Raw genomic sequence first — 18,705 nt, forward strand, 5'->3', positions numbered from 1 at the left:
TTAAAGCAAACAGGCCTGTTCCGGAAGGAGCAGGCCTGTTTAAAGAAATTTAACCGTGATTATAATTTAATCTCTTCGTCTTTAGACGAGATAAAATGGAATTCAGTGAGGTTATAAGAAGGAACCGCCTTGATTTTGATTCTTTGTCCAAATTTAAAGAACCATTTCCATTGTAGAGATATGAACCCTTTTTTGATGTAAGCCTCAATATAAGGGTGTACACAAAGTGTAATATTTTTTTCGTTTTGCTCCTGCAAAATATAGGTCAGATTGTTTTCGATGTCATCCATCAATACAATACTTGCCTTAATTTCACCCGTACCGTCACAGGTTGGGCATTTTTCACTGGTTACGATGTTCATCTCGGGTCTAACGCGCTGACGTGTGATTTGAACAAGACCAAACTTGCTTGGAGGCAATATGGTATGTTTTGCACGATCCAGGAGCATCAGTTCCTTCAGATAATCAAATAACATCTTACGGTTTGCAGGCTTGTGCATATCGATAAAATCGATCACTACAATACCACCCATATCACGTAAGCGCAATTGTCTCGCAATTTCTTTCGCCGCTTCTTTATTTACCTGAAGGGCATTTTCTTCCTGATTTTCTTTGCTTGCTGTTCTGTTTCCGCTATTCACGTCAACCACATGCAATGCTTCGGTATGTTCTACCACTAAGTAGGCACCACCGGCTAGGTTTACTGTTTTTCCGAAAGCATTTTTAATTTGCTTTTCAATACCGAAATGTTCAAATATCGGCTCTTTATGCTTGTAGATCTTAACGATCTTCTCCATCTCAGGAGAGATTTCATGCACATAAGAACGAATGTCTTCGAACAAGTTACTATCGTTCACATAGACGTTAGTAAAGTCGGTACTTAAAATGTCTCGGATAAGCGTGGAAGTACGGTCCATCTCTCCCCAAACACGTTTTGAAGGCTCTGCATCAGGCAACTTCTTGATGAAGTTCTCCCATTTTGTAACAGAGTCCAAAAGGTCTTTTTGAAGTTCGGCAACGCCTTTACCTTCAGAAACCGTTCTAATTATCACTCCAAAGTTCTTCGGCTTGATACTTTCGATAATCTTTTTTAAACGATTACGTTCCGTATTGCTTTTAATCTTTTTGGAAATCGAGATGACATTAGAGAAGGGAACCAGCACAATATAGCGTCCTGCTATAGATAAGTCTGAACTTAAACGTGGCCCCTTTGTTGAAATAGGTTCTTTGGCGATTTGAACTGGTAAGACAAGATTCTTGCTGACCACTTCAGAGATCTTCCCAGCTTTGTTAATGTCTCCTTCTAGCTTGAAATTATCTAATAAAGTTCCGCTAACAGAGCCATTACGCTTGATTTTAGTAAGCTTAATTAAAGATTGTACTTGTGGACCAAGGTCGAAGTAATGCAAAAAAGCATCCTTTTCGTAACCCACATCAACGAACGCAGCATTCAGACCAGGCATAATTTTCTTTATGCGGCCTAAATATATATCGCCTACAGCGTAATTGTTATTGATGTGTTCCTTGTGAAGTTCTACAAGCTGTTTGTCTTCAACTAAAGCTATGGTTACTCCCGAGGGAGATGAATCTATAATGAGTTCCTTTACCAAAAGCTACAGATTTTAAGGCTATTCGCCTTATTAACACATGGACAATAAAAAAATATTGCTACCAACAATTAAGGCTACGATCAAATCCTAGCCTTAGTTGTTGAGCAAAACATTAAGAAAACCTATTTTTTCTTATGTCTGTTTTTTCTTAAACGTTTTTTGCGTTTGTGAGTAGCCATTTTATGTCTCTTTCTTTTCTTACCGCTTGGCATAATTTTTGGGTTTTAAATATTTTCGTAAATCTGTTTATTATTTTTTATTCTTTAACGCATCCACTTTATCATCGATAAACTTCGACAAGGTCGCGTTTGCAGCTAATTTTTTACTTTTTTCGTAAGCTTCAATAGCTTCCGGGTTTTTTCCAAGGTTTTCATAGGCCGTTCCCAAATAGAAATATGCATCTGGAGAAGGCTTCATGGCAATAATGTTTTGGAACCTGGTTATTGCTTTATCAAATTGTCCCGATTTCATAGCGAAAGTACCCAAGCTCATATTTGCTTTTAAGTTCTTTGGATCTTTCTTTACAACGTCCATTAACATTGCTATCCCTGCCATTGGGGCACCCATTCCGTTAACGATGGTAATTCCAAGGCCTGTTTTAGCATCATTGCTGGTTGAGTCTATTTTAACTGCATTCGTGTAAGCGAGATTCGCTTTTTGTAATAATGCAGGTAATAATACACTGTCCCGGGTGTTGTCAAATGCCTTCATAAATGTATCGCCGGCAGTCAACCAATTGTTTAATGTAGGTTCTTTGCTGGCTACAATTTCCAAATATAACGCACTTGGAACTGTTTGCTCTAAATCATCCCATTTCTTCGCTAATAATTTTGCTTCTCCAGCTTTCTTGTCTTCAGAAGCGCTGTTATACGCATTTTCAAGGGTTACAATTTCAGCGGCTAAACTTGCATTGATGGTATTTTTGGCGACAGTAGAGACCTCTTTAAGGTTGATTTCTGCTGCTGCCGGGGCTTGCGTGCTCATCGGGCCACCTGCAGGCGTACTGCTGGTTTCTTCCTTTGGCTTTACCAACCCTTTAATATCCCTTGTAAACAAAAACGCTACAAGCAGTACAACTGCTCCTATCAATATGGCTTGTTTAGTTCGGATATTCTTGATCATAATGAATTAAGCTTCTACGCTAACTATTTTTGAATTATTTTTCACTTTATCAACAAATACTTTTGCTGGTTTAAAGCTTGGAACGAAGTGTTCCGGGATAATAATTGCAGTGTTTTTAGAAATATTCCTTGCAGTTTTTTGTGCTCTTTTTTTAACAACAAAACTACCAAAACCCCTAACATATACATTTTCTCCACCAATCATGCTGTTTTTGATGACCTTGAAAAATGCCTCAACGGTTTCTTGTACATCTACCTTTTCAATTCCTGTTTTCGTTGATATTTCTGAAATAATATCTGCCTTAGTCATATTCTCTGTTATTAATTTATAGTGTGTTATATACTTTATAAGTGTTTTGGGGTTGCAAAAGTATTGCTTTTTAATGAGATAGGAAAATAAAAGATGATTTATTTGTCGCCAAGAGTATCACCGAATTGCAAGTTTTAGTAAAAATAAATATTTACCGCGTATTTTTGCACTTATGAATTTTCAGAGAGAAATCGTTAAATGGTATTCCATCAATAAAAGGGAGCTTCCCTGGAGAGACACTACCGATGCTTATGTGATCTGGCTGTCTGAAATTATTTTGCAGCAAACCCGTGTGGAACAAGGCCTCCCTTATTTTCAGCGGTTTTTGCAAAACTATCCTACCGTCAATGATTTCGCCAATGCCACAGAGGCTCAGGTTCTTAAGTTATGGCAAGGTTTAGGCTATTATTCCAGAGGAAGAAATATGCTGTTTACCGCAAGGCAGATACAAGCGCATTATGGTGGTATTTTTCCGCAGAAATACGAAGAGCTGGTACAGCTGAAAGGTGTCGGAGAATATACTGCAGCAGCAATTTCGTCCTTTTCGGCCAACGAATCCAGGGCCGTTTTAGATGGGAATGTTTTCCGCTTATTGTCCCGTTATTTTGGGATAGAAACCGCGATCAATAGTACCGAAGGAAAGAAGGAATTTACAGCCATGGCCAATGCCCTGATCGAAGGTCAGAATCCTTCCATATACAACCAGGCCATCATGGAATTTGGCGCGTTGCAATGCAAGCCGAAATCTCCGGATTGCGGGAATTGTCCATTGCAGTCGGGCTGCTATGCCAGGGCTAACGATCGGGTCAATGTACTCCCTTTGAAACTGAAAAAGTTGAAAAAGCGTATCCGTTATTTCAACTATTTTGTATGCCAGGAAGGTGAAAATCTCCTGGTAAAAAAACGGATTGCCGGGGATGTCTGGCAGGAATTGTATGATTTCCCGTTAATAGAAACGGAAAAAAATTACCTCGAAACCCAGGAAAGCTTTCTGCCAGAATTAAAAAATAACTTTGGTCCTGACTGTCTGATCAGCCCTATATCTCAGCAAAAACATTTACTGACGCACCAAACTATATATGTTCAATTTTTTGTTTTAGACAATTATATCATTAACTTTAAGAAGGATGCAGAAATAAAATGGGTATCCCTGGCAGAATTTGAGGAGCTGCCTCAACCTAAAGTAATTACAAATTTTATGAGTTCCAATTCAATTAAACAGTAAAAATAGATTCCATGTCAGGTATTAACAAAGTTATTTTAGTCGGACATTTAGGCAAAGATCCTGAAGTTAGACATTTAGAAGGAGGGGTAACTGTAGCTAGTTTTCCATTGGCAACATCAGAGACCTATAACAAAGATGGTAAGCGCGTTGAGCAGACGGAATGGCATAACATTGTTTTATGGAGAGGCCTGGCAGAAGTTGCCTCCAAATATTTGCAGAAAGGGAAGTTGGTTTATATTGAAGGAAAACTGCGCACCCGTTCTTTCGAAGACCGTGAAAAAATAAAGAAATATGTAACCGAAGTAGTAGCCGAAAATTTTACCATTCTGGGTAGAAAGAGTGATTTTGAGCATACGCCGGTTAGCACCGAAAATACCACGCCAAAAAGTGAAACAGAATACCTGGATCCAACAGAGGTTTCCGGAGATCTGCCTTTTTAAAACCGCATAAAAAAAGGGTTGGAATACTTCCAACCCTTTTTCTGATCTCCATAAATTACTCTACCGTAACTGATTTCGCCAGGTTTCTTGGCTGATCTACGTTACAGCCGCGCATTAATGCAATATGGTACGACAACAACTGCAAAGGTATCGTGGCTAACAATGGCAGGAAGGCTTCACTAGCATCCGGAATCTCGATGCAGTAATCTGCCATTTTCCTTACTTCTGTGTCTCCTTCAGTTACAATTGCCAATACAATTCCTTTTCTTGCTTTCACTTCCTGGATATTGCTGATCACCTTCTCATAAGAAGAGTTTTTCGTCGCAATTACGACTACTGGCATTTCTTCGTCAATTAAGGCGATAGGGCCGTGTTTCATCTCCGCCGCAGGATAACCTTCCGCGTGGATGTAAGAGATCTCCTTGAGCTTTAAAGCACCTTCTAGTGCAACAGGGAATCCGCTACCTCTTCCAAGGAATAAACAATTTCTCGAGTCTTTAAATTTTGCTGCAATTTCTTGGATCAAATCATTAGACTCTAATGCTTTTTGAATCTTATCTGGGATAGAATCCAATTCTGTTAATAGTTCTACTAATTTAGATTTGGTAATGGTCCCTTTTTGCTGTGCCATATAGAAGGCCATCAGCGTCAATACCGTTACTTGAGCGGTGAATGCTTTGGTCGAAGCCACTCCGATTTCTGGTCCGGCATGGGTATACACTCCTGCATGTGTTAACCTTGGAATAGAAGAACCTACCACGTTACACACTCCAAAAATAGTAGCACCTCTTTCTTTGGCCATCTCAATAGCTGCCATCGTATCTGCCGTTTCTCCAGATTGAGAAATCGCAATCACGATGTCTTTTTCGGTGATAATCGGATTTCTATACCTGAATTCAGAAGCATATTCAACTTCCACAGGAATCCTTGCATACTCTTCAATCAGGTATTCTGCTACCAAGCCGGCATGCCATGAAGTACCGCAGGCAACGATGATAATACGGTCGATATTTTTCAGTTTATCGGCATATTCTTTAATTCCACCCAGCTGCACAATTCCCTCATTAGGATAAATCCTGCCGCGCATACAGTCACGGATAGAGCGGGACTGTTCAAAGATTTCTTTCAGCATAAAATGCTCATATCCACCTTTTTCTAGCATTTCCAGCTTCAGCTCCAAGGCCTGGATATATGGTGTCTGCACCACATTGTCCAATCTTTTAATCAATAGCTCGTCGCGTTTTACCAGTGCCACTTCATTGTCGTTCAGGTAGATCACGTTTTTAGTGTACTCAATGATCGGAGTTGCATCAGAAGCGATAAAATATTCACCTGTACCTACACCAATGACCAAGGGACTTCCTTTTCTTGCCGCAATCAGCTGCTCTGGCTGATCCTCATCCATCAAAACAATGGCATAAGCACCAGTTACCTCATTTAAAGCCAGTCTAACCGCTTCGTAAAGATCTGTGTTTTCATTCTTGTAGATCTCTTCGATCAAATGAACCAGTACTTCGGTATCCGTGTCACTTTTAAATTCATGACCTCTGTGGATCAGTTCTTCCTTTAACGTCGCATAATTTTCTATGATTCCGTTATGGATGATGGATAATTTGCCGCTGTTAGAGGTATGCGGGTGAGAATTTCGGTCGGATGGTGCACCGTGGGTTGCCCACCTGGTATGTCCAATTCCGATTGTTCCGGAAAGGTCTTTCCCTACAGAGAAATTCTCTAGTTCCTGGACTTTTCCTGCTTTTTTATAAATTTTTAAACCGGTACCGTTCAACAATGCAATTCCTGCGCTGTCATAACCTCGGTATTCTAATCTTTTTAGCCCTTTGAGGACGATTGGCCAAGCTTCCTGATGACCAATGTAACCAACTATTCCACACATAGAAAAAATGTTTTAAAAAAATAAATCCCCCGAAATTACTGAATCTCGGGGGATATGAATATGGTTAGGATTAAATTATCTCACTTTTGTATAAAAGATGTTCAACTTCATGCGTTTTGTTCCTGCTGCTGCATTTTTTACTGGTGCCAGTAAAATGGAACGTTCTGCAGATGCTGCCCAGGGGCTCAAGGTAAATTCTGTACTTGGCGTTGGCGCTATAAATGTGCCGTAGTCCTGTTTTTTTCCGTCTATTAAATCCTGAACATAGGCCGTGATACTAAAAATGTACCTTCTGTTCACAGAATCAAAGTATCCGCCAAACAATTCCTGTGCAGGAAGTGCTCTTGGGTCACCGGCAGTTACACCAGTTACCGCACGGTCATTATCCGGAAGGTTAGTCACCAGACCTGCTGCATCAAATTTGTATAGTCTTAATCTTGGTGCAGGTTTAAAATAAACATCATCTTCAGGGCTCAGGTCGATCACCAGCTCTGCTTTGTTAACAGAAACTTTCGTACCGGCAGTTAAGGTTTTAAACTCGTTAAAATCAAAAGAGATCTTGTTTCTTAAGCCTGTTAAGCCTTGTAAATACGTTTTTGGATATTGCGTAGCTGAAGGATCGTTTAATTGCGTGTTGATGTCAGCGGTATAGGTATGCTTCACGTAAGCACTCACTGGGGAAGTCGTTTTATCGATCGGGAAGATTGCAGAAACCGTATCATGCGTTAATGGACTCGTTCCATCTTTGCGGTAATAGATCTGTAATTTTGCCCCATTGTTTACGTCGGTTATCTGATCAAAATTGAAGAATGCGATCGCACCAACACCTGTTGCTCTGGTCACATTCACATAAAGGCCATTGAACTTGCTGGTAAACAGGTCGTTTCTAGCGAAAGCATTGGTGTCCAGTTTTACAATTCTGTTCTGAATCATGGTTGGATTCAGGCGAATTCTGAGCTGAGGAGCAACTGTTGCTGCTGTATCCGGTTTACCGGTTACAATATTGGTCACTTTAAAGCTGGTAGTAGGGCGCTGCTGGTGGTCCAGATTTGTGCCTAACACGTCACTTGTGTTTTTGAACCATTCTTTGCTGCTTAAAAAGCTGTTTTCCAGAGACATGTCTGTCGTCAATTGTTTGACTGTGAAATCATACTTCGCAGTCGAGTCACCATAAAACTGAGTAGAGTAAGGCAATACCAAGACTGCAGAATCGACTATTGGGTTATTTCCAAAACGGTATCCTACCGAAGGGATATTTACCGTCATCGCAACTCCAGCTTCAGATGTTCCAAAAACAGGATCCACCATCAAGCCAATTGGAAACCTGGCTAATGCACTTGCGGCAACAGGGGCTTCCGCTTGAGTGCGCGTAGTAAGTGCTGTATTATCGTATAAATCTCCGGAAATGGCATCACCATCTGGAGCAAGGCCAATCGTGTTGTTATCTTTACACGAAGAAAAAAGAAAAAGACCTATCAACATGGTTAATAAGTCTTGTTTTGTAAATTTCATATTTAAATTAATAATACCTGAGTTTATGCTATAGAAACCAATTCTTCATCCGAAATCTCTTCATATAAAGAGTAGAAGTTTTCGAAATCCTCGGTTAAATTAAAGGCTAAAGTTGGTTTATTAGAATCTTTAACAAATTTTAACACATCAGCATCGATTTTATCATGTGCTAAAACTACAGCATCTGAGTAAGTAATCGCCCCGATATGTAAGGTGTTACAGTCGGCATTTTCAAACATTTTCGTGTCCTCAAGCGTCATTGCGTTCATGACCGCCTTCTTGTGAAGGTCTACATGAAGCTTCTCTGTAAAGCAGTTCTCATAGATAGAATACACCACTTTCGCATTCTTGAAAGTAGGGTCATTCTTATAAGAAGTTTTGATGTAAGCAGGAACTAAAGAAGTCATCCAGCCGTGGCAATGCACGATATCCGGAGCCCATCCTAGTTTCTTAACCGTCTCCAATGCGCCTTTGCAAAAGAAGATCGTTCTCTCATCATTGTCCGCATAGAATTTTTCTTCTTTGTCTCTAAAAACGTATTTGCGTTGGAAATAATCTTCGTTATCCAGGAAGTAAACCTGCATACGAGCAGCTGGAATAGAGGCAACTTTAATAATTAAAGGGTTGTCATTATCATCAATGATAATGTTCATTCCTGAAAGACGTATCACTTCGTGCAATCTGTTCCTTCTTTCATTAATATTCCCGAATCTAGGCATCAAAATACGGATTTCAAATCCTTTATCTTGCATCGCCTGTGGTAGTTGACGGGTAATTTCTGAAATTTTAGTGAGTTCAAGGAAAGGCGACATCTCGTGTGTAACAATCAGTAGCTTCGTTTTGGCCATCTCCATATTCTGTAAATAAATAATTATGTTAAAGAAAAGATTATCAAGGGGCAAAGGTAAGCAAAATAATAACATTTATCAATTATATAGGCAAGATGTTTTGTTTGGAATGTATTATTAACCAACTTTGCCCCTTGAAATTTTATAGGCTAGTTTGAAAGTTATAAACACCATCGCAGCGTTAAAGTCGTTGCTTGAACCAATAAAATTGGGTCAACAGAAAATTGCTTTAGTGCCTACTATGGGTGCTTTGCACAAAGGACACGTGTCCCTGATTGAGGTTGCGCAGCAGCATGCTGATGTAGTGGTTTGCAGCATATTTGTAAATCCAACACAGTTCACAGATCCTAAGGATCTGGAGAAATATCCCCGCCCTTTAGCGCATGATATGGATATGCTTTTAGCTGCAGGATGTGATGTGGTATTCATGCCATCTGTGCAGGAAATGTACCCTGAGCCTGAGGAATGGCACATAGACCTGGGGCCGGCAGAGTTTTTACTCGAAGGTGAATTCAGAAGAGGGCACTATCAGGGCGTGACACAAATCGTGAATAAGCTGTTCAATGCCGTAAATCCAGACCTTGCTTTCTTCGGACAAAAAGATTTTCAGCAGGTGCTGATGATTGAGAATATGGTGGCCTATTTTAAGCTTTCGGTTCAGATCATTTCCTGCCCGATCATCAGAGAAGAGGACGGCCTGGCGATGAGCTCTAGAAACATCCACCTGACCAAAGATGACCGCAAAAATGCCCTGGTATTGAGCGAAGCACTTCAGTATGTTAAGGATAATTTTAAAACCGTCAGCATTCCGGAATTACTGGAAAATGCGAAAAAGATGATCACTGCCATTCCTGGTGTGGATCTCGACTACTTTACCATTGCAAATGGGAAAACACTGCTTCCGGAAGCCGATAAAAATCAGCCGGATATCGTGGCTCTAGTGGCCGCAAAGGTGGGTCAGACGCGTCTAATTGATAATATGCTCCTCAACTGACAATCTATTAAACACCCTAATTACAAAAATTCGTAACTTTGAATTATGATTATCGAGATATTAAAATCGAAAATACACCGTGTTAAAGTAACACAGGCAGAATTGAACTACGTAGGTAGTATCACTATCGATCAGGATCTGATGGATGCTGCCCAGATCATTGCTAATGAAAAGGTGCAGATTGTAAACAACAACAACGGAGAGCGTTTTGAAACTTATGTGATTAAGGGCGAACGCGGAACCGGTATTGTTTGTTTAAATGGTGCTGTAGCCAGAAAAGTACAGGTCGGCGATATTCTAATCATTATGTCTTTTGGCTCCCTGCCAATCGAAGAAGCAAAGAAATACCATCCAGTGCTTGTTTTTCCTGACGACAACAATCGCCTTTTAAAATAGCAAAAAGCGGTATAGTGTAAAATAATACTATGCTGCCATAGTAATCTGATCTAGAAATACTAAATTTGGCAGTACGTATATTTTTATCTATATAATTATGCTATTTCAATTAAGTGAAGAACAATTGATGATTCAACAGGCTGCCAGGGATTTCGCACAGACTGAACTGAAGCCCGGAGTTATCGAAAGAGATGAGCACCAGAAATTCCCTGCCGAGCAAGTAAAAAAGCTCGGTGAACTCGGATTTCTTGGAATGATGGTTTCAGAAAAATATAATGGCAGCGGGCTCGATGCGCTATCTTATGTCCTGGTGATGGAAGAATTGTCGAAAGTTGACGCTTCTGCCTCTGTGGTGGTTTCTGTAAATAACTCCCTGGTCTGTTATGGACTGGAGTCTTATGGTTCAGAATTCCAAAAAGAAAAGTACCTGAAGCCATTGGCTGCAGGTGAAAAAATCGGCGCTTTCTGTCTGTCGGAGCCTGAGGCTGGATCAGATGCCACCTCCCAGCAAACTACTGCGGTAGATATGGGCGATTATTACCTGCTGAACGGTACTAAAAACTGGATTACTAACGGAAATACCGCTTCCACCTATCTGGTGATTGCACAAACCGATCGCAGTTTGAAACATAAAGGCATCAACGCTTTTATCGTAGAGAAAGGTATGGAAGGCTTTACTGTGGGGCCAAAAGAAAATAAAATGGGCATTCGTGGTTCTGATACCCATTCACTCATGTTCAATGATGTTAAGGTTCCTAAAGAAAACAGGATCGGTGATGATGGATTTGGTTTCACTTTCGCAATGAAAACCCTGGAAGGCGGTCGTATAGGTATCGCTGCGCAGGCCTTAGGGATTGCTGCAGGAGCGTACGAGCTGGCTTTGGCTTATTCAAAGGAACGTAAATCATTCGGCAAAGCAATTGCAGAACATCAGGCGATTGCCTTTAAGCTGGCCGATATGGCTACTAGCATTGAAGCCGCACGAATGCTGGTGTATAAAGCCGCATGGATGAAAGATCAGGGCTTATCTTATACTTTAGCCGGTTCTATGGCAAAACTATATGCATCTAAAGTAGCGATGGACGTGACTGTTGAGGCAGTTCAGATCCATGGCGGTTATGGTTTTGTGAAAGAATACCATGTAGAACGCATGATGAGAGATGCTAAAATTACCCAAATTTATGAAGGCACTACAGAAATTCAGAAAATGGTGATCTCCAGAGAGATTTTGAGATAAAATGCTTCAGCATTTTCAGGTAGAGATTTTCTTTACCAACAAAAAAAGCAGCCTCAAGGCTGCTTTTTTTGTTGGCGATAAGCCTCCCGTATGGTTCGGGAAGAGACCTGCTTTTCCTTAGAGGAAGGAGGGGGTTCGGTTAGGGTTTGGATAGCAGAGACTAAGGCAACCCTACGCGAACCCTAACCGAACCCCCTCCGAACCCTATTATAAGGCCCTTCTCTTCCCGAACACTTCCCGGTCACTACCTAAGCAATACTTTTAAAAATTTAATCTTTCTCGGTTCCGAGTAAACCGCCCAGTAATCCCTTAATTACGGCAACTACAATCGCCAATAAGGCTGCTGCCCAGAAACCGCTCGTATTGAAGGTACTCATCATATTGTCTACCAATAAAATCATCAAAACGGTGATGATGAAAGAAACCAGTCCGAGCGTTAAAAAGTTAATCGGTAAAGTGAAGATTCTCAAAATGGTCCCAATAGTAGCATTGGCCAGCGAAATCAGTACTGCGGCAAGAACGGCTGTCCAATAGCTGTCTACATGAACCCCAGGGATAATTTTGGCGCCAAGAAATACCGCCAGTCCCAATAATAAAATTTCTACAATGATCTTCATAATGCGTAATTTAGTGATATGTTTAAATACTTTGTTTGGCCAGTGGTGCTGGGCGCTGCCAGCCTTTTCTTTGCCGGATGTTCCGATGCAAATAATAAGCCACTTTCTATAGCTTTTTCGGCAGACAGTTCAAAGATCTTGTTTTCACACATTGATCCCAGAGGTTTATTGGAGCTGAAGGGCCTCAAAAACAGAGATTCTGTTTTGATGGATCTGGTTTCAGTCCTGCAAACCCCTTCCGAAAAAGATTCGGTCATCAGAGAAGAAGCGATCCCCGGAAAGATCAATGTAACCGACAGCAACCTTGTGTTCAGTCCGATACAGCCTTTTGTAAAGGGCCGCGAGTATCTGGTTATTACCCACCTGAACATTCAGTTCGCCAAGCCCGAAGAAATTATCAAAGGAAAACTAAGCTATACGATTAAGCCCCAGCAAAAGGTCTTGAACCGCTAATCAAGCGCTTTCAAAGGCCTGCACTCGGTTCCGTATCTTGCTGAAAAAGTTGCACATACATTGCACATAACATCAATTCCATTTTTATTTTGTGAAAATATTTCATATCTTTGCACTGTAATAGAGGGCAAGAGGGGGCAGGAGTCCCCTCTTTTCTTTTATTAGCAAATTGGTTATGCAAGCAGAAAAAAGAGTAACAGAGTTAGTTGAAGAGAAGATTTCGGATAGGCCGGAGTTGTTTTTGGTAGAAGTTAAAATGCTTCCAAACAATAAGCTTATTATTCATGTTGATGGCGATGAAGGGATTAGTATCCAGGATTGTGCAGCGATCAGCAGACATGTAGGTTTTCATTTGGAAGAAGAAAATACCATCGATAAAGCTTATAATTTAGAGGTATCCTCACCGGGTGTTGGTGAACCACTAAGACTGAAGAGACAATATGTGAAAAATATTGGCAGAGAGTTGAGTGTAAAACTAAGCGGTGGCGAGATTAAAGAAGGTCAGTTGCTTTCTGTTGAAGAGAATGGCATAACCATCGAAGCGAAGGTTAAAGAAAAAGGTAAAAAGGCGACACTGGAATCAACCAGTATCGACTTTAGTAGTATAACAGAAACAAAGGTTTTAATTTCATTTAAATAAAAATGAGCAATATTAATTTAATCGATTCATTTCAGGAATTCAAAGAGTTCAAGAATATCGACCGTCCTACAGTGATTAGTGTGCTGGAAGAGGTATTTCGCAGTATGTTGCGTAAAAAATACGGTACAGATGAGAATTGTGACGTCATCGTTAACCCGGACAACGGGGATTTGGAAATCTGGCGTACTAGAAAGGTGATGGAGGATGGTTTTTCTGAAGATGATGACCTGGAGATCGAACTGTCTGAAGTAAAGCGCTTAGATCCTGATATGGAAGTTGGCGACGATTACATTGAGCAGATCACTTTAGAGAGCTTTGGACGTAGAGCAATTTTAGCTGCACGCCAGACCCTTGTATCTAAGGTACTTGAATTAGAGAAAGACGAGATCTTCAAAAAATATAAAGATAGAGTTGGTGAGATTGTAACGGGAGAAGTTTATCAGGTTTGGAAGAAAGAAACACTGGTGCTGGATGATGAAGGCAACGAGTTGATGATGCCAAAAACGGAACAAATCCCGGCTGATTATTTCAAAAAAGGAGATACTGTTCGCGCGGTCATTCTTAAAGTAGATATGATCAATGCAACTCCAAAAATTATCATTTCAAGGATTGCCCCTGAATTCTTACAGCGTTTGTTTGAAATTGAGGTTCCTGAGATTTTTGATGGCTTAATTACCATTAAGAAAATCGTGCGTGAGCCAGGAGAAAGAGCGAAAGTGGCAGTGGAGTCTTATGACGACAGGATTGATCCGGTTGGTGCTTGTGTGGGTATGAAAGGTTCCAGGATACATGGTATCGTGAGAGAACTTAAAAATGAAAACATTGATGTGATTAACTTCACCAACAACGTTTCATTATATATTACCAGAGCATTGAGCCCGGCAAAAATCACTTCTATTAAGTTAGATGACGAAACGAAACACGCTTCGGTATATTTGAAACCAGATCAGGTTTCATTGGCCATCGGTAGAGGTGGACATAATATTAAATTAGCGGGTAAATTAACCGGTTATGAGATCGATGTTTATCGTGAAGCAGGCGAAGAAGATGAGGATGTGGATATTGAAGAATTCTCAGATGAAATCGACAGCTGGATCATTGATGAGCTGAAATCAATCGGTTGTGATACCGCAAAAAGTGTACTTTCACTTTCAATTGACGAGTTGGTAAAACGTACCGACCTTGAAGAAGAAACCGTCAAAGAAGTGATGAGTATATTAAAATCAGAGTTTGAATAAAACGTTAGCTTGAATACTGAAAATTTATGTGGCCATTAAAAACAAATCACATACGCATGAAATAAACAAGAATAAACGTTACTTTTGTATAAGAATTAAAAGAAAAATAGGATATCAATGTCAGACGACAAACCAATAATTTTATTTAAAGCAGTTAAGGAACTTAACGTAGGCATAGCTACGGCCGTTGAGTTTTTAGAAAAGAAAGGCTTTTCTGTTGAGAATAAACCCACTACTAAGCTCTCCCGCGACATGTATAATGCGCTGTTGAAAGAGTTTCAGGGCGATAAGATCGTAAAAGAAGAAGCCAATCAGATTGTTATTGGTAAAATTCGTCGTGATGAGCCGGAAGCAGTCGAAAAAGCTGCAGAAGCACCTAGAAAAAATGTAGAATTCGAAAATGAAGGCATCTTAATTAAGAACCTTCATTCGTATACTCCTCCTGTAGAGAAAGCTAAAGAAGAAACTCCGGCAAAACCGGTGGCTCCTGTAGTGGAAAAAACAGAAGAGAAACCTGAAGAGGGAGCATTGCCGGGTGTGAAAATAGTAGGGAAAATCAATTTAGATGATTTAAATACTAAAACCCGTCCGGTGAAGAAAGACGAAGCACCAGAAGTGCCTCAGCCAGTTGCTGAAGTACCTAAAGTAGCGGAACCAACACCAGCCCTTGCTCCAGCGGAGAAAGCACTTGTAGAAGAAAAAGCAGTTGAGAAACCAGTAGAAGCCCCAAAAGCGGAAGTGGTTAAACCTGTGGAACAACCTAAGGTGGAAGAGACTCCAAAGCCTGTTGAGCAACCTGTTGCTAAAATAGAGCCAGAAGTAAAAGAAACTCCAAAACCAGTGGAAGCACCAAAAATAATTGAAACGCCTAAAGTAGCGGAAGCTCCGAAAGTTGAAAAAACTGACGGTGTGGAAGTCATTAAGGCACGTTCTGTAAAACTATCAGGACCAAACATCATCGGTAAAATTGTATTACCGGTAACACCTGATCGTAAATCATCACCTGTAGCCTCATCGGCTGACAGTAATGATGCAAAGAGAAAGCGTAAGCGTAAAAAGACTCCAGGCCATCCTGGCCAGGGAGGTCATACTTCCGGAGGAAATCAAGTGGCACCTGGAGCTGCAGGTACAGGCACAACAGCGCCGAAACCAGCACCTACTTTTACCAATAGACCTGATTTCAGGAACAATACGAATAACACTGCCAACAGGCCAAACTTCAGGAACAACAAACCAGGATCTCCTGGAAGCGGTCCTAAAGAAGAACCTACGGAAAAAGAAATCCAAGATCAGATTAAAGCAACACTTGCCCGTTTAAGTGGAGCAGGGAAATCTGGTAAGTTCGCACAGCGCGCAAAATTACGTCGTCAAAAACGTGATGATGTGGCACTTTCTGCAGACGAAGCAGCAATGGAACTGGAATCACAATCCAAAGTATTAAAGGTGACGGAATTTGTTACGGCAAATGAGTTGGCTACAATGATGGATGTACCAGTAACGAAAATTATCGGAACTTGTATGAGTTTAGGTATGTTCGTATCTATTAACCAACGTCTGGATGCGGAAACATTAACGATTGTTGCGGATGAATTCGGTTATGAAATTCAATTCGTGAAACCGGATGATGAAAGCGATATCCTGATCGAAGAAGAAGATAGCGAAGAAGATTTAGTACCAAGAGCACCTGTTGTGACTATTATGGGTCACGTCGATCACGGTAAAACTTCATTGCTGGATTATATTCGTAAAGCAAACGTAGTGGCTGGTGAAGCCGGTGGTATTACACAGCACATTGGTGCTTATATGGTAACCACACCTACAGGTAAACAAGTAACTTTCTTAGATACTCCAGGTCACGAAGCCTTTACAGCGATGCGTGCACGTGGTGCGAAAGTTGCCGATATTGCCATCATTGTGGTTGCAGCGGATGATGCAGTAATGCCTCAGACTAAAGAAGCAATCCAACATGCACAGGCAGCAGGCGTACCATTGGTATTCGCCTTTACCAAAATTGATAAACCGGGTGCAAACTCAGAAAAAATACGCGAGCAATTATCGACAATGAATATCCTTGTAGAGGATTGGGGAGGTACTTTCCAATCACAAGAGATTTCAGGTAAGAGCGGACTAAACGTAGACTTGTTATTAGAGAAGGTATTATTAGAAGCAGAAATGCTGGATCTTAAAGCCAACCCTAACAAACGTGCTACAGGTAGTGTAATTGAAGCTACATTAGATAAAGGTCGTGGTATTGTGACTACGGTTCTTGTTCAGGCAGGTACTTTGAAAATCGGTGATCCGATCTTAGCGGGTAGTTATAGCGGACGTGTGAAAGCGTTGTTTAACGAACGTGGTCAGAAAGTTGATAAAGCAGGCCCATCTGTACCAGTACAGGTATTGGGTATGCAGGGAGCACCAACAGCCGGTGATAGATTCAATGCATTAGAAAGTGAAGTTGAAGCAAGAGAAATTGCCAACAAACGTCTGCAGTTAATGCGTGAGCAGGGTCTTCGTACTCAGAAACACATTACCTTGGATGAGATCGGTCGTCGTTTGGCTATCGGTAACTTTAAAGAGCTGAACCTGATTGTTAAAGGTGATGTGGATGGTTCAATCGAGGCATTATCTGACTCATTATTGAAACTGTCTACGGAAGAGATTCAAATCAATATCATTAGTAAAGCAGTAGGTCAGATTTCTGAATCTGATGTATTGTTAGCTTCTGCTTCTGATGCGATCATCATCGGTTTCCAGGTTCGTCCTTCCCCAGGAGCGCGTAAGCTTGCTGAGGCGGAACAAATTGACATCAGACTTTACTCGATCATCTATGATGCAATCAATGAGATTAAAGCAGCGATGGAAGGTATGTTGGCTCCAGAATTTGAAGAGAAAATCACCGCTAACGTGGAGATTAGAGATACCTTCAAAATCACTAAAGTGGGTACAATTGCCGGATGTATGGTATTGGATGGTACGATTACTCGTAACAGCAAGATCCGTATCGTTAGAGATGGTGTGGTCATTTACACAGGCGAGCTGGCTTCGTTGAAACGTTATAAAGATGACGTGAAAGAAGTATCAAGAGGCTACGAATGTGGATTGAACATTCAGAACTTTAACAACATCGAAGTTGGTGACATCGTTGAAGCTTACGAACAAGTAGAAGTAAAAAGGAAGTTGTAATCTTTCTTAAACATAAAATAACTAACCGCCACAGTCTCTGTGGCGGTTTTTTTACGCATAAAAAATATAAATACCAATGACGACCATTAAAGCAGGTTACCTGATTTCCTACGATTACGAGTTTGTGAAAACTTCATTGCCCAGAATCTATGATTTTGTAGATGAAATCTATTTTGCAGTAGATGCAGAGGGAAAAACCTGGGCCGGCGGTTCATTGGAAATTGATCCTCAGTTCTGGGAATGGCTGAAAGCATTCGATAAAGACCAGAAAATCACCATTTATAAAGACCAGTTTTACCTTCCGGGTCTTACGCCTATGGAATGTGATACCAGAGAAAGAAACCTTTTAGGGAAAAGGATGGGTAAGGCCGATTGGTACATTCAGATTGATTCCGACGAATATTTTGTAGACTTTGAAGCCTTTATTAAAAGGCTGAAGGAATACCATCCGGAAAAACCAACCAGCATTTATTGTAGCGTAGCCACTTTGTTTAAAGAACTGCCTACAGGTTTTCTACTAATTGATGATTCTTTTGAAACCCTTAGTTTTGCCACCAATCATCCGGTATATGACCTGGCCAGAAATAATACTTCTGGCAACGATCAGGTACATTGGGACAATTTAATGCTGCATCAGAGTTGGGCAAGAACGACTGAAGAGATTCAGCAAAAGCTAAATAACTGGAGCCATAAAGATGATTTCAATACTAAAAGCTTTTTTAAACTATGGGATGCAATAGATGAGGGTAATTACAATTGTCTAAGAAATTTTCATCCGCTTTATCCGGTTACTTGGCCTAAATTGATCCTGTTTAGGGGTGCAATTAATGATATTTTGAATTCTGAGGAGCTGAAAAATTTTAAAACTAAAAATCAAGTGCCTGTAAAAAAGAAGTCCTTCTTTTCCAGGCTTTGGAGAAAAATAAAATCTTAACGGCGAAATTCTTTATAAAATTCATAAAAGACGAGGCCATATCATCATGTGAT

Annotated in this window: 17 protein-coding genes; 10 read left to right on the forward strand and 7 right to left on the reverse strand. The window is 40.6% G+C overall.

Features of this window, described 5'->3' with window-relative positions; genetic code table 11:
- Positions 1-59: 59 nt before the first annotated feature.
- The 3 genes from H9X96_RS06510 to H9X96_RS06520 all read right to left on the reverse strand — a co-directional run bounded on the left by H9X96_RS06510 (position 60) and on the right by H9X96_RS06520 (position 3,041).
- Positions 60-1,610, reverse strand: a complete 1,551-nt coding sequence (locus H9X96_RS06510) for an Rne/Rng family ribonuclease (RefSeq protein WP_062550759.1) — start codon at positions 1,608-1,610, stop codon at positions 60-62.
- Positions 1,611-1,859: 249 nt separating this feature from the next.
- Entirely contained in the window at positions 1,860-2,732 is an 873-nt protein-coding gene (locus tag H9X96_RS06515; RefSeq protein ID WP_187665537.1) for a M48 family metallopeptidase, read from the reverse strand.
- Between the two features lie 6 nt (positions 2,733-2,738).
- Positions 2,739-3,041: an HU family DNA-binding protein gene (locus H9X96_RS06520; protein WP_062550757.1), complete on the reverse strand. Its 303-nt coding sequence runs from the start codon at positions 3,039-3,041 to the stop codon at positions 2,739-2,741.
- A gap of 172 nt (positions 3,042-3,213) precedes the next feature.
- Between H9X96_RS06520 and mutY the strand changes: the two genes are divergently transcribed.
- Both mutY and H9X96_RS06530 read left to right on the forward strand, forming a co-directional pair.
- A complete protein-coding gene (gene mutY / locus H9X96_RS06525; RefSeq protein ID WP_187665538.1) occupies positions 3,214-4,266 on the forward strand; it encodes an A/G-specific adenine glycosylase in 1,053 nt (350 codons plus the stop codon).
- An 11-nt stretch (positions 4,267-4,277) separates the two neighbouring features.
- On the forward strand, positions 4,278-4,706 hold the full coding sequence (locus tag H9X96_RS06530; protein ID WP_187665539.1) for a single-stranded DNA-binding protein: 429 nt from the start codon (positions 4,278-4,280) through the stop codon (positions 4,704-4,706).
- Between the two features lie 55 nt (positions 4,707-4,761).
- Here H9X96_RS06530 and glmS read toward each other — a convergent pair whose 3' ends face one another.
- The 3 genes from glmS to H9X96_RS06545 form a co-directional block, all read right to left on the reverse strand.
- Positions 4,762-6,600, reverse strand: coding sequence for a glutamine--fructose-6-phosphate transaminase (isomerizing) (gene glmS / locus H9X96_RS06535; protein WP_187665540.1), 1,839 nt, complete (start codon positions 6,598-6,600; stop codon positions 4,762-4,764).
- 75 nt (positions 6,601-6,675) lie between these two features.
- Positions 6,676-8,112 (reverse strand): DUF4270 domain-containing protein, encoded by a 1,437-nt coding sequence (locus H9X96_RS06540; RefSeq protein WP_187665541.1) that lies wholly within the window; start codon positions 8,110-8,112, stop codon positions 6,676-6,678.
- A 23-nt stretch (positions 8,113-8,135) separates the two neighbouring features.
- Positions 8,136-8,960 (reverse strand): glycogen/starch synthase, encoded by an 825-nt coding sequence (locus H9X96_RS06545; protein ID WP_062551221.1) that lies wholly within the window; start codon positions 8,958-8,960, stop codon positions 8,136-8,138.
- A 154-nt stretch (positions 8,961-9,114) separates the two neighbouring features.
- On the opposite strand from H9X96_RS06545, the gene panC reads away from it, so the two are divergent.
- The 3 genes from panC to H9X96_RS06560 all read left to right on the forward strand — a co-directional run bounded on the left by panC (position 9,115) and on the right by H9X96_RS06560 (position 11,587).
- Positions 9,115-9,954 carry a pantoate--beta-alanine ligase gene (gene panC / locus H9X96_RS06550; RefSeq protein ID WP_187665543.1) on the forward strand — a complete coding sequence of 280 codons (840 nt, stop codon included), beginning with the start codon at positions 9,115-9,117 and terminating at the stop codon, positions 9,952-9,954.
- A gap of 45 nt (positions 9,955-9,999) precedes the next feature.
- Positions 10,000-10,350, forward strand: a complete 351-nt coding sequence (gene panD / locus H9X96_RS06555) for an aspartate 1-decarboxylase (RefSeq protein ID WP_062550751.1) — start codon at positions 10,000-10,002, stop codon at positions 10,348-10,350.
- A gap of 97 nt (positions 10,351-10,447) precedes the next feature.
- A complete protein-coding gene (locus tag H9X96_RS06560) occupies positions 10,448-11,587 on the forward strand; it encodes an acyl-CoA dehydrogenase family protein (protein WP_187665544.1) in 1,140 nt (379 codons plus the stop codon).
- A 269-nt stretch (positions 11,588-11,856) separates the two neighbouring features.
- Here the strand turns inward: H9X96_RS06560 and H9X96_RS06565 are convergent, their stop codons facing one another.
- Entirely contained in the window at positions 11,857-12,204 is a 348-nt protein-coding gene (locus H9X96_RS06565; protein WP_187665545.1) for a phage holin family protein, read from the reverse strand.
- Between the two features lie 18 nt (positions 12,205-12,222).
- On the opposite strand from H9X96_RS06565, the gene H9X96_RS06570 reads away from it, so the two are divergent.
- The 5 genes from H9X96_RS06570 (at position 12,223) to H9X96_RS06590 (ending at position 18,652) form a co-directional block, all read left to right on the forward strand.
- Complete coding sequence (locus H9X96_RS06570) at positions 12,223-12,657, forward strand: hypothetical protein (protein WP_187665546.1); 435 nt, start codon at positions 12,223-12,225, stop codon at positions 12,655-12,657.
- Between the two features lie 175 nt (positions 12,658-12,832).
- Positions 12,833-13,297: a ribosome assembly cofactor RimP gene (rimP, locus tag H9X96_RS06575; RefSeq protein WP_187665547.1), complete on the forward strand. Its 465-nt coding sequence runs from the start codon at positions 12,833-12,835 to the stop codon at positions 13,295-13,297.
- Positions 13,298-13,299: 2 nt separating this feature from the next.
- Positions 13,300-14,535 (forward strand): transcription termination factor NusA, encoded by a 1,236-nt coding sequence (nusA, locus tag H9X96_RS06580; protein WP_062550746.1) that lies wholly within the window; start codon positions 13,300-13,302, stop codon positions 14,533-14,535.
- Positions 14,536-14,652: 117 nt separating this feature from the next.
- Positions 14,653-17,718: a translation initiation factor IF-2 gene (gene infB / locus H9X96_RS06585; protein WP_187665548.1), complete on the forward strand. Its 3,066-nt coding sequence runs from the start codon at positions 14,653-14,655 to the stop codon at positions 17,716-17,718.
- Between the two features lie 76 nt (positions 17,719-17,794).
- Complete coding sequence (locus H9X96_RS06590) at positions 17,795-18,652, forward strand: hypothetical protein (protein ID WP_187665549.1); 858 nt, start codon at positions 17,795-17,797, stop codon at positions 18,650-18,652.
- Positions 18,653-18,705 lie beyond the last annotated feature (53 nt).

Source organism: Pedobacter sp. N36a (assembly GCF_014472395.1).
In the GTDB taxonomy this organism is placed as follows: Bacteria; Bacteroidota; Bacteroidia; order Sphingobacteriales; family Sphingobacteriaceae; genus Pedobacter.

Excerpts from the sequence above, each read along its gene's own strand:
- H9X96_RS06515 (WP_187665537.1), bottom strand. The coding sequence starts at position 2,732 with ATGATCAAGAATATCCGAACTAAACAAGCCATATTGATAGGAGCAGTT.
- H9X96_RS06520 (WP_062550757.1), bottom strand. The coding sequence starts at position 3,041 with ATGACTAAGGCAGATATTATTTCAGAAATATCAACGAAAACAGGAATT.
- mutY (WP_187665538.1), top strand. The coding sequence starts at position 3,214 with ATGAATTTTCAGAGAGAAATCGTTAAATGGTATTCCATCAATAAAAGG.
- H9X96_RS06530 (WP_187665539.1), top strand. The coding sequence starts at position 4,278 with ATGTCAGGTATTAACAAAGTTATTTTAGTCGGACATTTAGGCAAAGAT.
- glmS (WP_187665540.1), bottom strand. The coding sequence starts at position 6,600 with ATGTGTGGAATAGTTGGTTACATTGGTCATCAGGAAGCTTGGCCAATC.
- H9X96_RS06540 (WP_187665541.1), bottom strand. The coding sequence starts at position 8,112 with ATGAAATTTACAAAACAAGACTTATTAACCATGTTGATAGGTCTTTTT.
- H9X96_RS06545 (WP_062551221.1), bottom strand. The coding sequence starts at position 8,960 with ATGGCCAAAACGAAGCTACTGATTGTTACACACGAGATGTCGCCTTTC.
- panD (WP_062550751.1), top strand. The coding sequence starts at position 10,000 with ATGATTATCGAGATATTAAAATCGAAAATACACCGTGTTAAAGTAACA.
- H9X96_RS06560 (WP_187665544.1), top strand. The coding sequence starts at position 10,448 with ATGCTATTTCAATTAAGTGAAGAACAATTGATGATTCAACAGGCTGCC.
- H9X96_RS06565 (WP_187665545.1), bottom strand. The coding sequence starts at position 12,204 with ATGAAGATCATTGTAGAAATTTTATTATTGGGACTGGCGGTATTTCTT.
- H9X96_RS06570 (WP_187665546.1), top strand. The coding sequence starts at position 12,223 with ATGTTTAAATACTTTGTTTGGCCAGTGGTGCTGGGCGCTGCCAGCCTT.
- rimP (WP_187665547.1), top strand. The coding sequence starts at position 12,833 with ATGCAAGCAGAAAAAAGAGTAACAGAGTTAGTTGAAGAGAAGATTTCG.
- nusA (WP_062550746.1), top strand. The coding sequence starts at position 13,300 with ATGAGCAATATTAATTTAATCGATTCATTTCAGGAATTCAAAGAGTTC.
- infB (WP_187665548.1), top strand. The coding sequence starts at position 14,653 with ATGTCAGACGACAAACCAATAATTTTATTTAAAGCAGTTAAGGAACTT.
- H9X96_RS06590 (WP_187665549.1), top strand. The coding sequence starts at position 17,795 with ATGACGACCATTAAAGCAGGTTACCTGATTTCCTACGATTACGAGTTT.